A 17,186-nucleotide genomic window follows, 5' to 3' on the forward strand; every position below is an offset into this window, starting at 1 on the left:
GCGTCTTCGCTTTCCAGAAAGCGCGAAAACGCTCCATTGTTCTAACGCATTGTCCGCACGCAAAGCCGCTTCGAACGTGTGCCGGAAATGCTCTTAAGGATGCTCCGATGAGCCGTGACGCTGTCAAAACCCTGTTTCATCCCTTTGCCGCAGATATGCTGGCTGCGCCCAAAGCAGGCGAGCGTGTTTTGTTTCTGGGTGCGGAAGCAGGCGCGCCGCGTCTGGATGGTTTCGATGCCGAGATCATCGCAGTCCAGAACCTGCGCCCGCTCTACCGCGCGCTGCAGGCACAGGGCTCGCAGGTCACGCCTGACATTTCCGGCGAGGATTATGATGCGGCCTTCATCCTGTGCGGCAAGCATCGCGGCGAAAACGAAAACCGTCTTGCCGAAGCCCTGACCCGCGTCAAGGCTGGCGGTCTGATCGTTGCTGCTGGCTCCAAGGAAGACGGCATCGTCACGCTCCGCAAGACCCTGTCGAAGCTCGGCATCGAAGCCGAATCGACACCGAAATATCACGGCGTCGCCATCTGGTTCGGACGTCCCGAAGATGTCTCGACCACCGTTTCCAAGCTGAAGCAGGACGCCGTCACCATCGACCGCCGCTTTACCGCCATGCCCGGCATGTTTTCGCATGATCGCATCGATGGCGGTTCCGAGCTTCTGGCATCGCGCCTGCCGACGGATTTCGATGGCAATGCTGCGGATTTCGGCGCTGGCTGGGGTTATCTCTCCGTCATGCTCGCTGAGAAGTCTTCGCGCACGGCTCGCATCGACCTGTTCGAGGCAGATTGGAACGCGCTGGAATTTGCCAAGACCAATCTTCTGGAAAACTGCCCGCGCCTGACAACGCGCTTCTTCTGGCAGGATCTGGCTGCAGAGCCGCCGAAGGAAAAATACGACCTCATCATCATGAACCCGCCTTTCCATGCGGGCGGACAGGCAGCCGAACCGGCGCTGGGTCAGGCACTGATCAAGACCGCAGCAACGGCGCTGCGCAGCGGCGGCAAGTTGCTGATGGTCGCCAATCGCGGCCTGCCATACGAAACGATCCTCTCGACAGAGTTCCGCAAGAGCGAGGAAGTCTGCCGCAACTCGCGCTTCAAGGTTCTGAGCGCGCAGAAGTAATCAGAAACGGACGCTGGCCTCGGCTGCTTGGAGCGTTTCCATTTAACAAGGAAACGCTCTAGCTCAGCAGCCAGGCCCAGAGTGATACGCTCAGCACGCCAAACAGGGTGGAAATGCTGATTGTGGAGGCGGCAATGCTGTGGCCAATGCCGAAGCGGTTGGCCAGTAGCCAGGAATTGATCCCTGTTGGAACGCAGGATGTCAGAACCAGTGCTGCCGTCCAAGCAGGGCTCAAGCCCAGCGCATGGGCCATCAACCACACGCAGGCTGGCATCAGGATCAGCTTGAAGGCCGTCATCGTTACGGCAATGCGCAGATTGCCGCGAATGGGATATTTCGTCAGCGCCATGCCCAAAGAAATCAGCGCTGCCGGGCCTGCCATGCTGGCCACCTGTTCGATCACCGTCATCATCACCACCGGCATCGGTAAGCCAATCATATTGAAGCCAAGTCCCAGAACGAGCGCGATCACCAGCGGGTTCTGCGCCAGATTGCGGCCAACCTGTTTCAGGACCGCAAGCGCGCTGCGCTTTTCGCCGCCCGTCACCTTGTGGGTGGCGTTCTCCATCAGAATCGTACCGGCAATCATCATGATCGGTAGATGGACGACGAGAAGAATGGAGATCGCGACGATCCCGTCGCTGCCGACAGAGCGTCCCACCAAGGGCAGGCCGATGAAAATGTTGTTGGCAAAGGCGGATGAAATGCCAGCGATGACGCTGACGCGCAGATCCTGTTTGAAGATATGGCGGGTCATCATCTGCCCCGCCGCCCAGGTAATGGCCACGCCGGTGAAATAGGTCAGCCACAGCTTAAACGGCGATGCGCCATGGAAATCCGCTGCGGCCAGCGTGCGGAAAATCAGCGTCGGCACGGCGATCTTGAAGACGAAGTCGCTCAGCACATCGCCCGCTTCCGCTTTGAAAAGCTTTGCTTTGACGGTCAGCCAGCCAATGAGGATGAGAAGGAAGATCGGCGCGACATTAACGGCGACAGCATACATTGCAGAGAGACTTTCGCGGGCCTGAGACGCTTTCGGTCTAACGCATCTATCGGGACCGAACAACGCCAACCGCGCTCACAAAAGAAAAAAGCGAGGTCACCCCCGCTTTCATCCGCTTGCCCCACCAGTACATCCGTGATGACGCAATGCGCATTCTATACCAACGCTGCATGACAGACACATGACGCGATCTTTTTTTGTGGCATCGAGGTTCTGTTGCAACCAGCACGCGGTTTTAGCTTTTCTTGTCCGCAGAAATCTTTAAGACCGAGTTCCGGATAACGCATCCGTCGATGCGGTTCGGACAAGAGGCTCATGACAAAATTCGACGTATTGACCGTTGGCAATGCCATCGTGGACATCATCTCCCGTTGCGATGATCGCTTTCTCAACGAGAACGCCATCACCAAGGGTGCGATGAACCTGATCGACGCGGAACGCGCCGAACTGCTCTATTCCCTCATGGGCCCGGCTCTGGAAGCCTCCGGCGGCAGCGCTGGCAATACGGCAGCGGGCATTGCCAATTTCGGTGGCCGCGCAGCCTATTTCGGCAAGGTGGCCGAAGATCAGCTCGGCGAGATTTTCCAGCACGATATCCGTGCGCAGGGCGTTCATTTCGAAACCAAGCCGGAAGGCACATTTCCGCCGACGGCACGCTCGATGATTTTCGTCACGGAAGACGGAGAGCGTTCAATGAACACCTATCTCGGTGCCTGCGTCGATCTTGGCCCTGAGGATGTCGAACCGGCGGTGGTTGCAGAATCCAAGGTCACCTATTTCGAAGGTTATCTGTGGGATCCGCCACGTGCCAAGGATGCGATCCGCGATTGCGCCCGCATCGCCCATGAAAACGGTCGCGAAGTCTCGATGACATTGTCGGACAGCTTCTGCGTCGGTCGTTACCGCGATGAGTTTCTGGAGCTGATGCGCTCCGGCACCGTCGATATCGTTTTCGCCAACAAGCAGGAAGCGCTCTCGCTTTACGAAACCGATGACTTCGATCGGGCACTGACGAAGATCGCTGCCGATTGCAAGATCGCGGCTGTCACCATGAGCGAAGAGGGTGCAACCATCGTTCGCGGCGCAGAGCGTGTGAAGGTCGAAGCCTACCCGGTTTTCGACGTGGTGGACACGACGGGTGCTGGCGATCTCTTCGCCTCCGGCTTCCTTTATGGCTACACGCAGGGTCGTTCGCTGGAAGACAGCGGCAAGCTCGGCTGTTTGGCCGCCGCTGCCGTCATCCAGCAGGTCGGCCCGCGTCCTATGTCATCGCTGAAGGCGCTGGCGGAAAAGCACGGTCTTGTTTGAAGGCTTGGCTTATTTAAAGGCTTCGCCGGGATAGGCACCCCAGATTTCCCCTTGAGAAACCCAGCCGGTCACCTGATCGGCCTGGGCCTTGCACCAGTCGCCATTGCACTCACCGATTCTGATCTGAACGCCCGGCTCCAGCTTGGCAACGACAGATGCGCCCGATTGCGCTTCGCGGCGCATGTTGACGTAAACGTCCTTGCCCTTGCCGCGCATCCATGGGGCCGCGACGGCGGTGCGCTCGCCAGACAGCAGCGCCTGGTTGACCCAGCCTTCGGTGCCATCGGCATCGCGAATGCGCCGCCAGTTTTCATATTCCTGAATGATTTCGACAGGCATGCCTGACTTCATATACATCCAGGACACGGCATAATCCGTGCTTGGCCCGATACGCATGTTGACGCGCCGTGATTTGAGGCTGACGAAGCGCGGTAGCGGCAGGCCGCTTGCGCCCTTGGCGGCGCCCTGCGCAAACGCAGGGGCGCTTGCGGCGTCGAGAAAACCCAGCGACAATGCAATGCAGACAATAGAAACAATGCTACGCATGCCGGTTTCCGTTTCCTTGCGGTTTAGCAATTGAGATGACGATCGGGCCCACCATTTCCGAAGTCGAGGACGGCAACATGCGAGATTTGTTTGTCTTCGCCCGTGGGTCTGGTAGAAACGCCCGTGGTGAAGGAAATTATCGCTCTTTTTGGTTAACGACCTCTGAACAAGGTGCCATCGGACAATGACGAATAAGAAGAGACCGACCGTCTATTTGACACGCAAATTGCCGGATTTGGTCGAAACCCGCATGCGAGAGCTGTTCGACGCGGAACTGAACATTGAAGATGCTCCCCGTTCCAAGGCCGAGCTGATTGCGGCCATGCAAAAAGTCGACGTGCTGGTGCCCACCGTCACGGACCGCATCACCGCTGAAATGATCGAGCAGGCAGGCCCGCAACTGAAGCTGATTGCCGGTTTTTCCAACGGCATCGACCATATCGATGTGGATGCCGCCGCCCGCAAGGGCATTACCGTTACCAACACGCCCAATGTGCTGACCGAAGACAGCGCCGATATGACCATGGCACTTGTTCTCGCCGTCCCACGCCGTCTGGTGGAGGGGACACGCGTTCTCGCCAACGGTTCGGATGAATGGCTGGGCTGGTCTCCCACATGGATGCTGGGGCGGCGTCTTTCCGGCAAGCGCATCGGCATCGTCGGCATGGGCCGCATCGGCACGGCGGTCGCACGCCGCGCCAAGGCCTTTGGCCTGTCGATCCATTATCACAACCGTAAACGCGTCAATCCGGCCACCGAAGCAGAGCTGGAGGCGACCTATTGGGACAGCCTCGACCAGATGCTGGCCCGCGTCGATATCGTCTCGGTCAATTGCCCCTCGACACCAGCTACCTATCACCTGATTTCTGCCCGTCACCTGGCGCTGATGCAGCCGACGAGCTACATCGTCAACACGGCTCGCGGCGATATCATCGATGAAGCGGCGCTGATCCGTTGCCTGATCGATGGCAAGATTGCCGGCGCGGGTCTGGATGTTTTCGAAAACGAACCGGTCGTCAATCCCAAGCTCATCAAACTCGCCAAAGAGGGCAAGGTCGTTCTCCTGCCGCACATGAGCTCGGCAACCATCGAAGGCCGGATCGACATGGGTGACAAGGTCATCATCAACATCCGCGCCTTCTACGATGGCCACCGCCCGCCCAACAGGGTCTTGCCGGGTCGCAATTGAGCCAGCTTAATCGAGGTGCTTGGTCATCTCGATGGATGTCGTGCGGCTATAGCCCGGATGGGAGTTTTCAGCAGTCTTGGCAAAACCCCAGGATGAGAAACGCTGGTGATTTCCCACAAGCTCGATTCGTGTTTCGAGCCGAAGCGCTGGCAGCCCAAGGCCATGGGCGGTCTCTTCCGCTATGCGCAACAGTGCCGAACCCACACCCTTGCCCTGCGCCGAAGGCGAAACGGCCAGCTTGCCGACATAGAGGCTTGCCGCTTCCGGCTTGCAGAAAATACATCCCATCAGCGCATGGCCATCCAGCGCGACAAAGGCGATTTCGTCTTTGGCTTTCTGCGCCAGAGTATCCAGGGTCAGCCTGTGCGCGGAAGATGGCGGATCGATGACGCCGTCCATATAGGCAAAGGATGACAGGATCAGTGCCAGCAGTTCCTCGAACCGCTCGAAGCGTGCATCTAGTCTGACGATCTCGATCATGACCGCTCCTGTCTGCGCTTGTAGCGAACCGTGTCGAAACGCGCCGCCAGCGCATCGTATAAGAGCAAGCGTCCAATCAATGGTTCACCAGTCTGGGTGATCAGCTTGATCGCCTCCATTGCCATGATCGTGCCGATGACGCCCGTCAGTGCCCCGATAATGCCGGTTTCTGCACAGGATGGAACGACACCCTCCGGCGGCGGCGCGGGGAAAAGGTCGCGGTAGCCCGGCAGCAGCGCGCCATCCGGCCCGGCCTCGTAGGGTTTCAACACGGTCACGGAACCATCGAACCGGCCCACAGCCCCCGTCACCAGCGGCACCTTTGCCGTTTCCGCCGCATCGGCTGCCGCATAACGCGTGTCGAAATTGTCGGAGCCATCGATGACCAGATCGAAACCCTTGAGGTGGTCATGCGCCCAGACGATGGAAAAGCGTTCTTCGAAATGCAGCGTCCGCACATGTGGGTTCAGCCGCGCAATGGCGCGGCGCGCGCTCTCGGTTTTCTGCTCCCCGATGGTGCCGGTGTCATGGATGACCTGTCGCTGGAGGTTGGATAGCGAAACCACATCGTCATCGATCATGCCAAGCGTGCCAACGCCCGCCGCCGCCAGATAATAGAGCACCGGCGCACCAAGGCCACCCGCGCCAATGACAAGCACCTTGGCTGCCTTCAGGCGCTGCTGGCCCAAACCGCCGATTTCTGGCAGCAGAATATGGCGCTTGTAACGTTCGATTTCCTCGGAACTCAGGGGGTCCAAAGTCGCCTCTCCAGTCATGATCAACGGGATTTAAGCACTATCACCCGACGCTTCCATGGGAAACATTGAAAAACTGCGCCCGGTCACCCAGACCTGCAAACATGGAGGCATCCGTCCCGGTCATGAAGCTCTGGCCTCCCAGCCCGTGAATGAGATCGAACAAAGCGGCGCGTCTGCCCTCATCCAGATGAGCGGCGATTTCATCCAGCAGCAGAACCGGTGCATAGCCCGTCATATTGGCCGTTAACTGCGCATGGGCCAGAACAAGCCCGACAAGCAGCGCCTTCTGCTCCCCCGTCGAGCAGCGGCCCGCATCCATGTCCTTTTCCGCATGGCGCACGAAGAGATCGGCGCGGTGCGGGCCATCCAGTGTGCGCCCGGCGGCAGCATCGCGGTAGCGATTGTCCTTCAAAGTAGCGAGATATTCGTCTTCCAGATCGACCGCCGGACGGTGAAACTCACCATCCATGAACCCCGAGAGCGTCAGCGAAGCGGTCGGGAAATTCGCATCATTGCTGCGGCTGTCGATCAGCGCTTTCAGGAGCCCCAGCATTTCATGACGCGCCACCGCCATGGAAATCCCCAGTTCCGCCATCTGCTTTTCGATACCCTCCAGCCAGATCGGATCGAAGCGGCCATCCGACAGAAGACGATTGCGCCCGCGCATTGCTTTTTCGAAGTCGCTTGCGCGGCGTCCATGGCTGGGGTCCAGCGACAGGACCAGCCGGTCGAGAAACCGGCGGCGGTCGGATGAGGAGCCGGTAAACAGGCCGTCCATGGCCGGTGTCAGCCACAAAACGCGAAGATGGTCAGTCAGCTCATCGACGGATTTGACCGAGGTGCCATTCAGCCGCAGGCGGCGCGACAGCGCTTCGCCTTCACCCTCGACACCGGTGCCGATGGCAACCTCGCCATCCATGCCGTTGACCTCGGCAAAAATGGAAAAGCCAACACTCTCCGCGCCAACGCGCGTCACATCGGAAAGCGTGGCACGTCGCAATCCGCGTCCCGGCGACAGAAATGAGATGGCTTCCAGCAGATTGGTCTTGCCAGATCCATTGTCGCCCGTCAGCACAACATGCCGCGCATCGAGGCGCAGGGCAACCTCCGCATAATTGCGAAACTCGCTCAGTTTCAGCCGGGAAAGGAAAACCTTGGCAGTCATGCCGCATCCAGAATCGTCATGGGATCATGACCTACAACATGCGACCGAAAATCGGAATGGATTTTCAGACAAAGCGGGAGTTGAACAGCGGTTCGGAGCCGCTATTCCCAGATATCGATGCTGATATCGGCTCCAACCGAATTCTGAACAACACGTTTGCCATTCGGCAAATCGTTCTCATAGAGCTTTGCGATAATACCGGCCTCGTCCAGCCCGTATCCAACCCAGCGATCCCGCAGCCGCTGCTCCAGAACCTCCACCGATGGGCCGACGAAGATTGAAAAGTCGAAACTGTCTTTCAGCCGAGACCATGGCTCTTCGTTGAGGAGAAGATAATTGCCTTCCGCCAGAATAAAACGCGTATCAGGCGAAATCGCGCGCGCCGAGGCGATGGCAATCTCCCGCGAACGGTCGAATACTGGCACGAGCACCTCCTGATCCGCCTTGCGGACGGCGGCGACAATGTCGGAGAAGCCGCGCACATCGAAGGTTTCCGGCGCACCCTTGCGGGCCAGCAAACCGCGATGTTGCAGAATGCCGTTGTCCATGTGGAAGCCATCCATGGGCAGGACTTCGGCTTTTTCTCCGCGTCTTGTCAGTTCGTCCCGCAGTGCATCGGCCAGAGTAGACTTGCCGGCCCCAGGGGGACCGGCAATGGCAACGATAAAGCGGGGATTGTCTGACGCACGCGCGACGATGTCGTCAGCCATCGCATCCAGTGTCATGGTCATGCGGCAAGCGTCTCTCTTGGCGGCTCCTTGGCGCCGGTCATGAAGGCCACCGCATCCGACATCGTATATTCCTTCGGATTGATGACGCAGAGGCGTTTCCCAAGCCGGTGGATATGGATACGGTCCGCCACTTCAAACACATGCGGCATGTTGTGCGAAATCAGCACGATGGGCAGACCGCGAGAGCGGACATCGAGAATAAGCTCCAGCACGCGCCGGCTTTCCTTCACACCCAGAGCTGCCGTCGGCTCGTCCAGAATGACGACCTTGGAGCCGAAGGCCGCCGCGCGTGCCACGGCCACGCCTTGACGCTGACCGCCAGACAGGGTTTCAACCGACTGGTTGATGTTCTGAATGGTCATCAGACCCAGTTCGGACAGCTTGTTGCGGGCAAACTTGTCCATGGCGGCATGGTCCAGCTTGCGCAGCACAGAACCCATGAAACCCGGTTTCCGCAGCTCACGCCCCAGAAACATGTTGTCGGTAATCGACAGGGCAGGGGACAGCGCAAGGTTCTGGTAAACCGTCTCGATGCCAGCATCGCGGGCTTCGAGCGGGGTCTTGAACTGCACCGGCTTGCCATCCAGCCTGATCTCGCCTTCGTCCGGGCGGATCGCGCCTGAGAGAGCCTTGATCAGGGAGGACTTGCCCGCGCCGTTATCGCCGATGACGGCAAGGATTTCGCCTGGGTAGAGATCGAAATCCGCATGGTCGAGGGCTGTCACGCGTCCATAGCGCTTGACGAGGCCGTGGGCGGAGAGAATGGGTTGCTTGGTCATATCAACAGTCATCACACGCCTGCCTTTCTGATCCATTGGTCAATTGCAACGGCGGCGATGATGAGCCAGCCGGTCAGCATGACCTTCCATTGCGGGTCGGCACCCAGCATGTTGAGGCCCATGGAAACGACGCCCACGAGCATGGCACCGAACAGCGTTCCCAGAATAGAGCCACGTCCGCCAAACAGCGAGATACCGCCGATAACAGTCGCCGTAATGGCCTGAAGATTATAGTCGGTCACCGCAGCAGAGGGCGAGATGGAGCCGTTACGACCAATCGCAACCCAGGCTGCGAAGGCAGCAATGACACCTGCGACGGTATAGACGCTCAACAGAACCTTGCGGGTCTGAATACCGGAAAGCTTTGCCGCTTCCGGATCGTCACCCACGGCATAGACGTGGCGACCCCAGGCCGTGTGGTTGAGAATATACCAGAGCAGCGCAACCAGCAGCACCATGGCGATGACGCCGAGCGTGAAGATGGCAGTACCGATGCGGAAGTTGGTGGCGAAAATCTGGAGAAGCGGTGCGTTTTGCGAAACATCGGCATCGCGGATCGTCTGGTTCGCCGAATAGATGAAATTCGTCGCCATGACGATGTTCCACGATCCGAGCGTGACGATGAAGGGCGGTAATTTGACGACGGCTACCAGAAAACCGTTGAACAGACCGCACAGCCCGCCAACTATGAAACCGGCCAGAACCGCAATTCCGCTCGGCAATCCGTAGGTCACAGCCACATTGCCCATCACCACGGATGAAATCACCATGACCACGCCAATCGAAAGATCGATACCAGCGGTGAGGATGATCAGCGTCTGCGCAGAGCCCAGAATGCCGACCACGGCGATCTGCTGCAGGATCAGCGTCAGCGTATAGGATGAAAAGAAACGCCCGCCGATGGTCAGACCGAAAATACAGACCGACAGGATCAGCACGATCAGCGGCACCGCCGCCGGGGTCGAGTGCAGGAAATGCTGCGCGCGTTTCAGGGGTGAAATTTTCTGGTGTTCGAACGACGCGACATTCTTGTCGCTGCCGTCAAGCACCTGCTCGAATTCCTGTATACCGCTCATGGTTTCTCCTCCCGCTCGCCAGCCCAAGCCATCCAAGGCGCCCGATCTTTAGCCGGATAATCTGACAGCGAAATCTTCTGGGCGAAACCGGCCGGAACATCGTTCCGACCGGTATGGGTTTATCGAAGGATGGGGATCAGCCCCAGCACTTGGCCAGGCCTTCCTTGACGCTGATCGAAGGCACGCCGGAGACCGGCTTGTCCGTGACGAGCGATACGCCTGTGTCGAAGAAGGACTTGCCTGCAGTCGGCTTTGGCTTTTCGCCGGTATCAGCGAACTTCTTGATCGCTTCGACGCCGAGGGCTGCCATCATCAGCGGGTACTGCTGCGATGTTGCGCCGATCACGCCTTCCTGAACCGATTTCACGCCTGGGCAACCGCCGTCAACGGAGACGATCAGCACGTTCTTTTCCATGCCGACAGCCTTCAGCGCCTGATAGGCACCAACGGCAGCAGGTTCGTTGATCGTGTGAATGACGTTGATGCCCGGATCCTTCTGGAGAAGGTTTTCCATGGCCTTGCGGCCGCCTTCTTCGTTTCCGTTGGTCACGTCATGGCCAACGATACGCGGATCGACTTCATCGCCAATCTTGGTCGGGTCCTTGGGGTCGATGCCGAAGCCGATCATGAAGCCCTGGTCGCGCAGAACGTCGACACTTGGCTGGTCAGGTGTCAGGTCGAGGAAGCCGACCTTGGCGTCCTTGACCTTGTCGCCCATCGTGCCCTTGGCCCATTCGCCGATCAGCTTGCCAGCCAGAAGGTTGTCGGTCGCAAAGGTCGCATCGGCGGAGTCGACAGGGTCGAGCGGTGTATCGAGAGCGATCACGAGAACGCCTGCGTCACGCGCCTTCTTGATGGTTGGAACGATGCCCTTGGTGTCGGATGCGGTGATCAGAATGCCCTTTGCACCATCGGCGATACAGGATTCGATGGCGGCAACCTGGCTTTCGGAATCGCCGTCGATCTTACCGGCATAGGACTTCAGCGTCACGCCGACTTCCTTGGCCTTGGCGGTCGCGCCTTCCTTCATCTTGACGAAGAAGGGGTTGGTATCTGTCTTGGTGATGAGGCAAACCGACGTATCGGCGGCAGATGCCACGGATGCAAAAGAAACGCCAAGCGCAAGCGCGCCGAGAAAGGCGGAAACGGTGCTTTTCATGTAGTCCTCCCAGTGATGAGACAAGTGCTTCTTGTGAAGCGACTGTTGCGGCCCTTCTCCTCCAAGATCGGGTGCCACTGCCGCAGATGGAAACACCAAATGAAGAAAGTGTCAATAAATAAATCCAATTGAATTATTAATTCCTTGTGGCATCTTATGAATTCCGCAATCGCTGGGAAATGTGGTGGGAGGACACCGCTTATCCCGGAATTCGTGCTTGCGGAGCATAGGTCCAGACGGCATAGACGTCGCTGGCCGGGGAGGAAATGCGAATGACACGCTCAGCGGAGCCGATACAGCACGCGGCAGCAAATGCGCCGGATTTGAGTGGCGGCGCCAACCAGGTTCGCGTTCGCGCCTATAACGAGCGCCTCGTTTTGTCGCTGGTGCGACGCCACAGCGGCCTTTCAAAAGCAGAAATCGCCCGCAGAAGCGGCCTTTCGGCCCAGACCGTGTCCGTCATCATGCGCTCGCTGGAAAATGACGGGCTTCTCATCCGTGGTGAGCCCCTGCGCGGAAAGGTCGGCCAGCCCTCGACACCCATGCGGCTCAACCCAGATGCCGTCTTTTCCTTCGGTGTGAAAATCGGCCGCCGCAGCGTCGATCTGGTGCTGATGGATTTCGTCGGTCGCATCCGGCTCAAGCTTCGCAACACCTACCCCTATCCCATGCCCGAATGGATATTGCCCTTCGTCATCGATGGCATTGCAGAGCTGGAAGCGCGACTGACGCCGAGTGAACGGCAAAGGATCGCCGGCATCGGCGTCGCTGCTCCCTTCGAACTCTGGAGCTGGGCGCAGGAAGTTGGCGCGCCGCAAAAGGAAATGGACCGCTGGCGCGGCGTCGATCTGCGGGCCGAAATTGCCGGGCAGGTCAATTATCCGGTCTTCCTCCAGAACGATGCGACCAGTGCCTGTGGTGCAGAACTCGTTTTCGGTGTCGGCCAGAACTCCCCGGATTTCCTCTATGTTTTCATCGGCTCCTTCATCGGCGGCGGCGTGGTGCTGAACTCCGCCCTGTTTTCGGGCCGCACGGGCGCTGCCGGTGCCATAGGCCCGTTGCCGGTTCAGGGCCGGGATGGATCGACTGTGCAATTGCTCAAGATCGCTTCCATTTTTGTGCTCGAAGACATGCTGCGCGAAAGCAATATCGACCCCAAACCGCTCTGGTTCTCACCGGATGACTGGGTGGATTTCGGAGAACCGCTGGAGCGCTGGATACAAAACACCGCCGCCGCACTGGCACAAGCCGTCGTCGCCGCCGCCTCCATCATCGACTTCGCCTCCGTCATTATCGATGGCGGTTTCCCCAGCTGGGTCCGCGCCCGCATCACCGCCGCCACCCGCAAAGCCCTGGACTTGCACGACCTGCAAGGCGTCGTTGTCCCGGAAATCCTCGAAGGTGCCGTCGGCAGCCAGGCCCGCGCCATCGGCGGCGCAAGCCTTCCACTGTTTTCGCGGTATCTGCTGGATCAGAACGTGCTGTTCAAGGAAACGGCGGGATTTGCGGAACAGAACAATGCGCGTGTTTCACAGTGAGAAATAAGATGCTCTGCGCAGACGAGAGAACGTTTGCGCTCAGTCTCATTCAGAAGTTTGGATGGTTATAGGAGAAAGGGATGGCGGACAGGGTGGGATTCGAACCCACGGTACGCTTTCACGCACACACGCGTTCCAGGCGTGCGCCTTAAACCACTCGGCCACCTGTCCGTCTAAACGTCTGCATGTTTGGGAAAACTGCAAATCACTGGAACGGCGCGATATATACCGATGAATTCGCGGGGATCAACCCGGAATCTGACAGTTTTTTTATTTGTGCAATAAATCCTTCGCATTGGTGCGATTGCAAAGCATGCTCGGCCTCTTTATCCAGAGGGGAAGATGCGCGGGTCGAATGCGCGTTTGTGGGGCAGATATCTGCATGGAAATCGGGAGAATGGGTTCGTGAAAGCGGTTTTCCGGTTCATCAGTTTTGTTTTTCTGGCGGGGGCCGTCGGCGTCGGCGTACTGGATTCGATCCGCTCGGTTTCCACCTCCTCGGTCGATCTCTTGAGCGCGCAGGATGCCTGGGTGAAGTTTTTTCCTGCCTCGCTTGCCATGGCAGAAGGGCTTGTGGCGCACTATATTCACCCCGAAGCGTGGCGTTGGGTCGCAAACGGCCTGTCTGCGGTTCCTGCCTTTGCAATTCTTCTTGGCCTTTCCCTCCTGTTCTGGATGGTGGGCTATAAGAAGCGGAAGGTCATGGGCCGCTTTTCCGCCTGAGACGATCTCGTCACGCACATGATGCAGAAACCAGATGGCGACCCTTGAGGGGCGCAAGGAGAATGCAATGTTCGGATTTGATACCCAGTCCAAGAAAACCACCATGCCGACCCCGGAAACCGCCTATCCCGGTCGCGAAGAAGCCGTTGCTGTGCCGGAACATCATTTCGTCAATGGCAACCCGCTGAAAGGCCCCCATCCGGATAATCTGGAAACGGTCTATCTCGGCATGGGTTGCTTTTGGGGTGCGGAGCGCCTGTTCTGGAAGACGCCCGGCGTCTGGGTAACGGCAGTCGGTTATTCCGGCGGCATCACCCGCAACCCGTCCTATCAGGAAACCACCACGGGGCTGACCGGCCATGCTGAGGTGGTGAAGGTGGTCTATGACCCCGCCAAGGTCTCTCTGGCGGCTCTGCTCAAGACATTCTTCGAAGAGCATGATCCGACGCAGGGCATGCGTCAGGGCAATGATGTCGGCACGACCTATCGCTCCGTCATCTACACCACCAGTGACGCGCAACTGGCGGAAGCCAAGGCCGCCCGCGATACGTTCCAAGAGGCTTTGAAGGCTGCCGGACACCGCCCCGAGATCACCACGGAAATCGAGCCGCTGGACATCTTCTATTATGCTGAAGACTATCATCAGCAGTATCTGGCGAAGAATCCCGGTGGTTATTGCGGCCTGCGCGGCACGGGCGTCAGCTGCAATATTGGATAAAATTTGCGAGCCGCCTGCTCATGACATCACAAAGCCCGGCGATATCTCATATTCGCCGGGCTTTGTTTTTGCTCGTTGTTTTAGCAAATTGCCTGCTCAGAATAGTCTAATTTGCCACAAAAACGCGCAGTTAACGGTTTTTCCACCGGGTCAAAAAAACCGGGTGAATTTTTCTTGCAGCCGTGCAAGGATATCCTTACGCACAGTCAGAAAGACTGGCAGTTCCGCAGACATGCTCATAACTGGGCTTGCGGGAGGACCCTTTTAAAAAACCAAACTGCAACAACAGGGCTGCACAATGAAAAAATCCCTTCTGACGCTTTTCGCGCTGGCCGCGATGTCGGCTTCCGCTTTGGCTGCGGATATCAAGCCTGCGCTGGTCTATGGCACGGGCGGCAAATTCGACAAGTCGTTCAACGAAGCTGCCGCCGCAGGCGCCGAGAAGTTCAAGGCCGAGACGGGCACCGAATATCGCGATTTCGAGCCGACCAGCGACACGCAGGGTGAGCAGGCCATTCGCAACTTCGCAAGCCGTGGCTTCAACCCGGTTGTTGCCGTTTCCTTCGCCTGGACCTCGGCCATGGAAAAGGTTGCTGCAGAATTCCCGGACACCAAGTTCGTCATCGTCGATTCCGTTGTTGAACTGCCGAATGTGCGCTCGGTCGTTTACAAGGAAGAAGAAGGTTCCTACCTCGTCGGTCTTCTGGCCGGCATGGCATCCAAGACCGGCAAGGTCGGCTTCATCGGCGGCATGGACATTCCGCTGATCCGCAAGTTCGCCTGCGGTTACGCGCAGGGCGCCAAGGCTGCCAACCCCAAGATCGAAGTCTTCCAGAACATGACCGGCACCACCGGCGCTGCCTGGAACGACCCGGTTCGCGGTGGCGAGCTGACCAAGAACCAGATCGACCAGGGCGCGGACGTGATTTACGCGGCAGCCGGTGCAACGGGTCTCGGCGTTCTTCAGACCGCAGCCGACAACAAGAAATATTCCATTGGCGTGGACAGCAACCAGAACCACCTGCATCCGGGCTCCGTTTTGACCTCCATGGTCAAGCGCGTCGATCTGGCCGTTTACAACGCATTCAAAGACACCAAGGACGACAAGTTCACCGGTGGCGTCACGTCTCTCGGCGTGAAGGAAGATGGCGTTGCCTATGCGCTTGACGACAACAACAAGGCGCTGATCACGCCGGAAATGACGGCTGCTGTCGATAAGGCAAAGGCTGACATTATCGCTGGCACGGTCAAGGTTCACGACTATATGTCGGACAATTCTTGCCCAAAGTGATGTGATTTTTCGGATCAGGGCGCATCGCGAATTCCGCGCTGCGCCCTTTTCATATCCAGCTCCGGAGACGTTTGGGTTGACGATGGAACCTGCAATCGAGCTTGTCGGTATCGATAAAAAATTCGGCACCGTACATGCCAACAAGAATATCAATCTCACCGTTGCCAAGGGGACGATCCACGGCATCATCGGGGAAAACGGAGCGGGAAAATCGACCCTGATGTCGATTCTCTATGGCTTCTACCATGCCGATTCCGGTGAAATCCGTATCGACGGCAAACCCGTCAATATCAAGGACAGCCAGGCCGCCATCGATGCCGGCATCGGCATGGTGCATCAGCACTTCATGCTGGTCGAGAATTTCTCGGTGCTGGAAAACATCATGCTGGGTGCCGAAGGCGGCGCTTTGCTGGCCAAGGGCACGGCGGCGACCAGGAAAGAACTGAAGCGGCTGGAAGATGAATATGGCCTCGAGGTCAATCCCGATGCGATCATCGAGGATTTGCCGGTGGGCCTTCAGCAGCGCGTCGAAATCCTCAAAGCCATGTATCGCGGTGCCGAAATCCTCATCCTTGATGAGCCGACGGGCGTGCTCACACCCGCTGAAGCCGACCACCTCTTCAAAATCTTGGGCGTGCTGCGCGATCAGGGCAAGACCGTCATTCTCATCACCCACAAGCTGCGCGAAATCATGGCCATTACCGATGAAGTCTCGGTCATGCGCCGCGGCGAAATGGTTGCCACCCGCAAGACCTCGGAAACGACGGTCGAGGAGCTGGCCGAACTGATGGTCGGTCGCCGCGTACTTCTGCGCGTGGAAAAGGGTGAATCGAACCCCGGTGAAGTCCTGTTTTCCGTCCGCAATCTCACCGTCAAGGACAGCCGTGGCGTCACCATGGTGGATGATGTCTCCTTCGATGTGCGCGCTGGCGAAATCGTCGGTATTGCCGGTGTGGCCGGTAACGGCCAGTCGGAACTGCTGGAAGCCATTGCCGGCATCCGCAAACCCTATTCCGGCGAAATCCTCATGGGCGGCAAGACGGTCGATAAGGTCGATCCCGCCGTTCTGCGCAAGCTGGGTCTGGCGCATATTCCCGAAGACCGCCACCATATGGGGTTGGTCCTGAAATTCGAGGAATATGAAAACTCCATTCTCGGCTATCACCGCGATGAGCGCTACGGCAAAGGCATGTTCCTCAGCCCCGAAGCCATCCGCAAGGATGCCATCGAGAAGATCGAGAAATACGACATCCGCCCGCCGAATGCCCGGCTGAAGACCGCCAATTTCTCCGGCGGCAACCAGCAGAAGATCGTCGTTGCGCGCGAAATCGAACGCGATCCCAAAATGTTGATCATCGGCCAGCCGACGCGTGGCGTGGATATCGGTGCCATCGAGTTCATCCATCGCCGCATCATCGAGATGCGCGATGCGGGCAAGGCCATTCTGCTGGTTTCGGTAGAACTGGATGAAATCCGCTCTTTGTCGGACCGCATTCTGGTGATGTTTGCGGGCCGGGTCGTCGGAGAAAAAACGGCGGAAGCCGAAGAACAAACGCTGGGCCTGATGATGGCCGGCATCGCCGCATAAGGCAAAG

General features: G+C 58.3%; 17 protein-coding genes and 1 tRNA gene. 8 read left to right on the forward strand and 10 right to left on the reverse strand.

Features of this window, described 5'->3' with window-relative positions; all coding sequences use genetic code 11:
• Positions 1–107: 107 nt before the first annotated feature.
• Positions 108–1,127, forward strand: coding sequence for a class I SAM-dependent methyltransferase (locus tag AC27VJ_RS00255; RefSeq protein WP_488682363.1), 1,020 nt, complete (start codon positions 108–110; stop codon positions 1,125–1,127).
• A 58-nt stretch (positions 1,128–1,185) separates the two neighbouring features.
• On the opposite strand, the gene AC27VJ_RS00260 is transcribed toward AC27VJ_RS00255, so the two are convergent.
• Entirely contained in the window at positions 1,186–2,130 is a 945-nt protein-coding gene (locus tag AC27VJ_RS00260) for an AEC family transporter (RefSeq protein ID WP_488682364.1), read from the reverse strand.
• 315 nt (positions 2,131–2,445) lie between these two features.
• Between AC27VJ_RS00260 and AC27VJ_RS00265 the strand changes: the two genes are divergently transcribed.
• A complete protein-coding gene (locus AC27VJ_RS00265; RefSeq protein WP_488682366.1) occupies positions 2,446–3,438 on the forward strand; it encodes an adenosine kinase in 993 nt (330 codons plus the stop codon).
• Between the two features lie 9 nt (positions 3,439–3,447).
• Here AC27VJ_RS00265 and AC27VJ_RS00270 read toward each other — a convergent pair whose 3' ends face one another.
• On the reverse strand, positions 3,448–3,984 hold the full coding sequence (locus AC27VJ_RS00270; protein ID WP_113087330.1) for an SH3 domain-containing protein: 537 nt from the start codon (positions 3,982–3,984) through the stop codon (positions 3,448–3,450).
• Positions 3,985–4,168: 184 nt separating this feature from the next.
• Here AC27VJ_RS00270 and AC27VJ_RS00275 point away from each other — a divergent pair, with 184 nt between their 5' ends.
• Positions 4,169–5,173: a 2-hydroxyacid dehydrogenase gene (locus tag AC27VJ_RS00275; protein ID WP_113087277.1), complete on the forward strand. Its 1,005-nt coding sequence runs from the start codon at positions 4,169–4,171 to the stop codon at positions 5,171–5,173.
• A 6-nt stretch (positions 5,174–5,179) separates the two neighbouring features.
• Here AC27VJ_RS00275 and AC27VJ_RS00280 read toward each other — a convergent pair whose 3' ends face one another.
• The 7 genes from AC27VJ_RS00280 to AC27VJ_RS00310 form a co-directional block, all read right to left on the reverse strand.
• Complete coding sequence (locus AC27VJ_RS00280) at positions 5,180–5,653, reverse strand: GNAT family N-acetyltransferase (protein WP_488682367.1); 474 nt, start codon at positions 5,651–5,653, stop codon at positions 5,180–5,182.
• Positions 5,650–6,411 (reverse strand): molybdopterin-synthase adenylyltransferase MoeB, encoded by a 762-nt coding sequence (locus tag AC27VJ_RS00285; protein WP_488682368.1) that lies wholly within the window; start codon positions 6,409–6,411, stop codon positions 5,650–5,652. The genes AC27VJ_RS00280 and AC27VJ_RS00285 overlap by 4 nt, the downstream gene beginning before the upstream one ends.
• A 40-nt stretch (positions 6,412–6,451) precedes the next feature.
• Positions 6,452–7,576 (reverse strand): DNA replication/repair protein RecF, encoded by a 1,125-nt coding sequence (gene recF, locus AC27VJ_RS00290; RefSeq protein ID WP_488682369.1) that lies wholly within the window; start codon positions 7,574–7,576, stop codon positions 6,452–6,454.
• Between the two features lie 101 nt (positions 7,577–7,677).
• On the reverse strand, positions 7,678–8,307 hold the full coding sequence (locus AC27VJ_RS00295; RefSeq protein ID WP_488682370.1) for a nucleoside triphosphate hydrolase: 630 nt from the start codon (positions 8,305–8,307) through the stop codon (positions 7,678–7,680).
• Complete coding sequence (locus AC27VJ_RS00300) at positions 8,304–9,086, reverse strand: ATP-binding cassette domain-containing protein (protein ID WP_062451711.1); 783 nt, start codon at positions 9,084–9,086, stop codon at positions 8,304–8,306. Before AC27VJ_RS00300 ends, AC27VJ_RS00295 begins: the two co-directional genes overlap by 4 nt.
• 11 nt (positions 9,087–9,097) lie before the next feature.
• Positions 9,098–10,162 (reverse strand): ABC transporter permease, encoded by a 1,065-nt coding sequence (locus AC27VJ_RS00305; protein WP_488682371.1) that lies wholly within the window; start codon positions 10,160–10,162, stop codon positions 9,098–9,100.
• 136 nt (positions 10,163–10,298) lie between these two features.
• Positions 10,299–11,321, reverse strand: coding sequence for a sugar ABC transporter substrate-binding protein (locus AC27VJ_RS00310; RefSeq protein ID WP_113087271.1), 1,023 nt, complete (start codon positions 11,319–11,321; stop codon positions 10,299–10,301).
• A gap of 272 nt (positions 11,322–11,593) precedes the next feature.
• Here AC27VJ_RS00310 and AC27VJ_RS00315 point away from each other — a divergent pair, with 272 nt between their 5' ends.
• A complete protein-coding gene (locus tag AC27VJ_RS00315; protein WP_488682372.1) occupies positions 11,594–12,859 on the forward strand; it encodes an ROK family transcriptional regulator in 1,266 nt (421 codons plus the stop codon).
• An 81-nt stretch (positions 12,860–12,940) separates the two neighbouring features.
• Here AC27VJ_RS00315 and AC27VJ_RS00320 read toward each other — a convergent pair.
• Positions 12,941–13,030 (reverse strand) — tRNA-Ser (locus AC27VJ_RS00320).
• A 234-nt stretch (positions 13,031–13,264) separates the two neighbouring features.
• Between AC27VJ_RS00320 and AC27VJ_RS00325 the strand changes: the two genes are divergently transcribed.
• From AC27VJ_RS00325 to AC27VJ_RS00340, 4 genes are all read left to right on the forward strand, one after another.
• Positions 13,265–13,582 (forward strand): hypothetical protein, encoded by a 318-nt coding sequence (locus tag AC27VJ_RS00325; protein WP_488682373.1) that lies wholly within the window; start codon positions 13,265–13,267, stop codon positions 13,580–13,582.
• Between the two features lie 67 nt (positions 13,583–13,649).
• Complete coding sequence (gene msrA, locus AC27VJ_RS00330) at positions 13,650–14,300, forward strand: peptide-methionine (S)-S-oxide reductase MsrA (protein WP_488682374.1); 651 nt, start codon at positions 13,650–13,652, stop codon at positions 14,298–14,300.
• A gap of 298 nt (positions 14,301–14,598) precedes the next feature.
• Positions 14,599–15,591 carry a BMP family lipoprotein gene (locus AC27VJ_RS00335; RefSeq protein WP_488682375.1) on the forward strand — a complete coding sequence of 331 codons (993 nt, stop codon included), beginning with the start codon at positions 14,599–14,601 and terminating at the stop codon, positions 15,589–15,591.
• 82 nt (positions 15,592–15,673) lie between these two features.
• A complete protein-coding gene (locus AC27VJ_RS00340) occupies positions 15,674–17,179 on the forward strand; it encodes an ABC transporter ATP-binding protein (RefSeq protein ID WP_488682376.1) in 1,506 nt (501 codons plus the stop codon).
• Positions 17,180–17,186: the final 7 nt, after the last annotated feature.

It is taken from the genome of Agrobacterium sp. 20P9.1.2, from assembly GCF_057799395.1.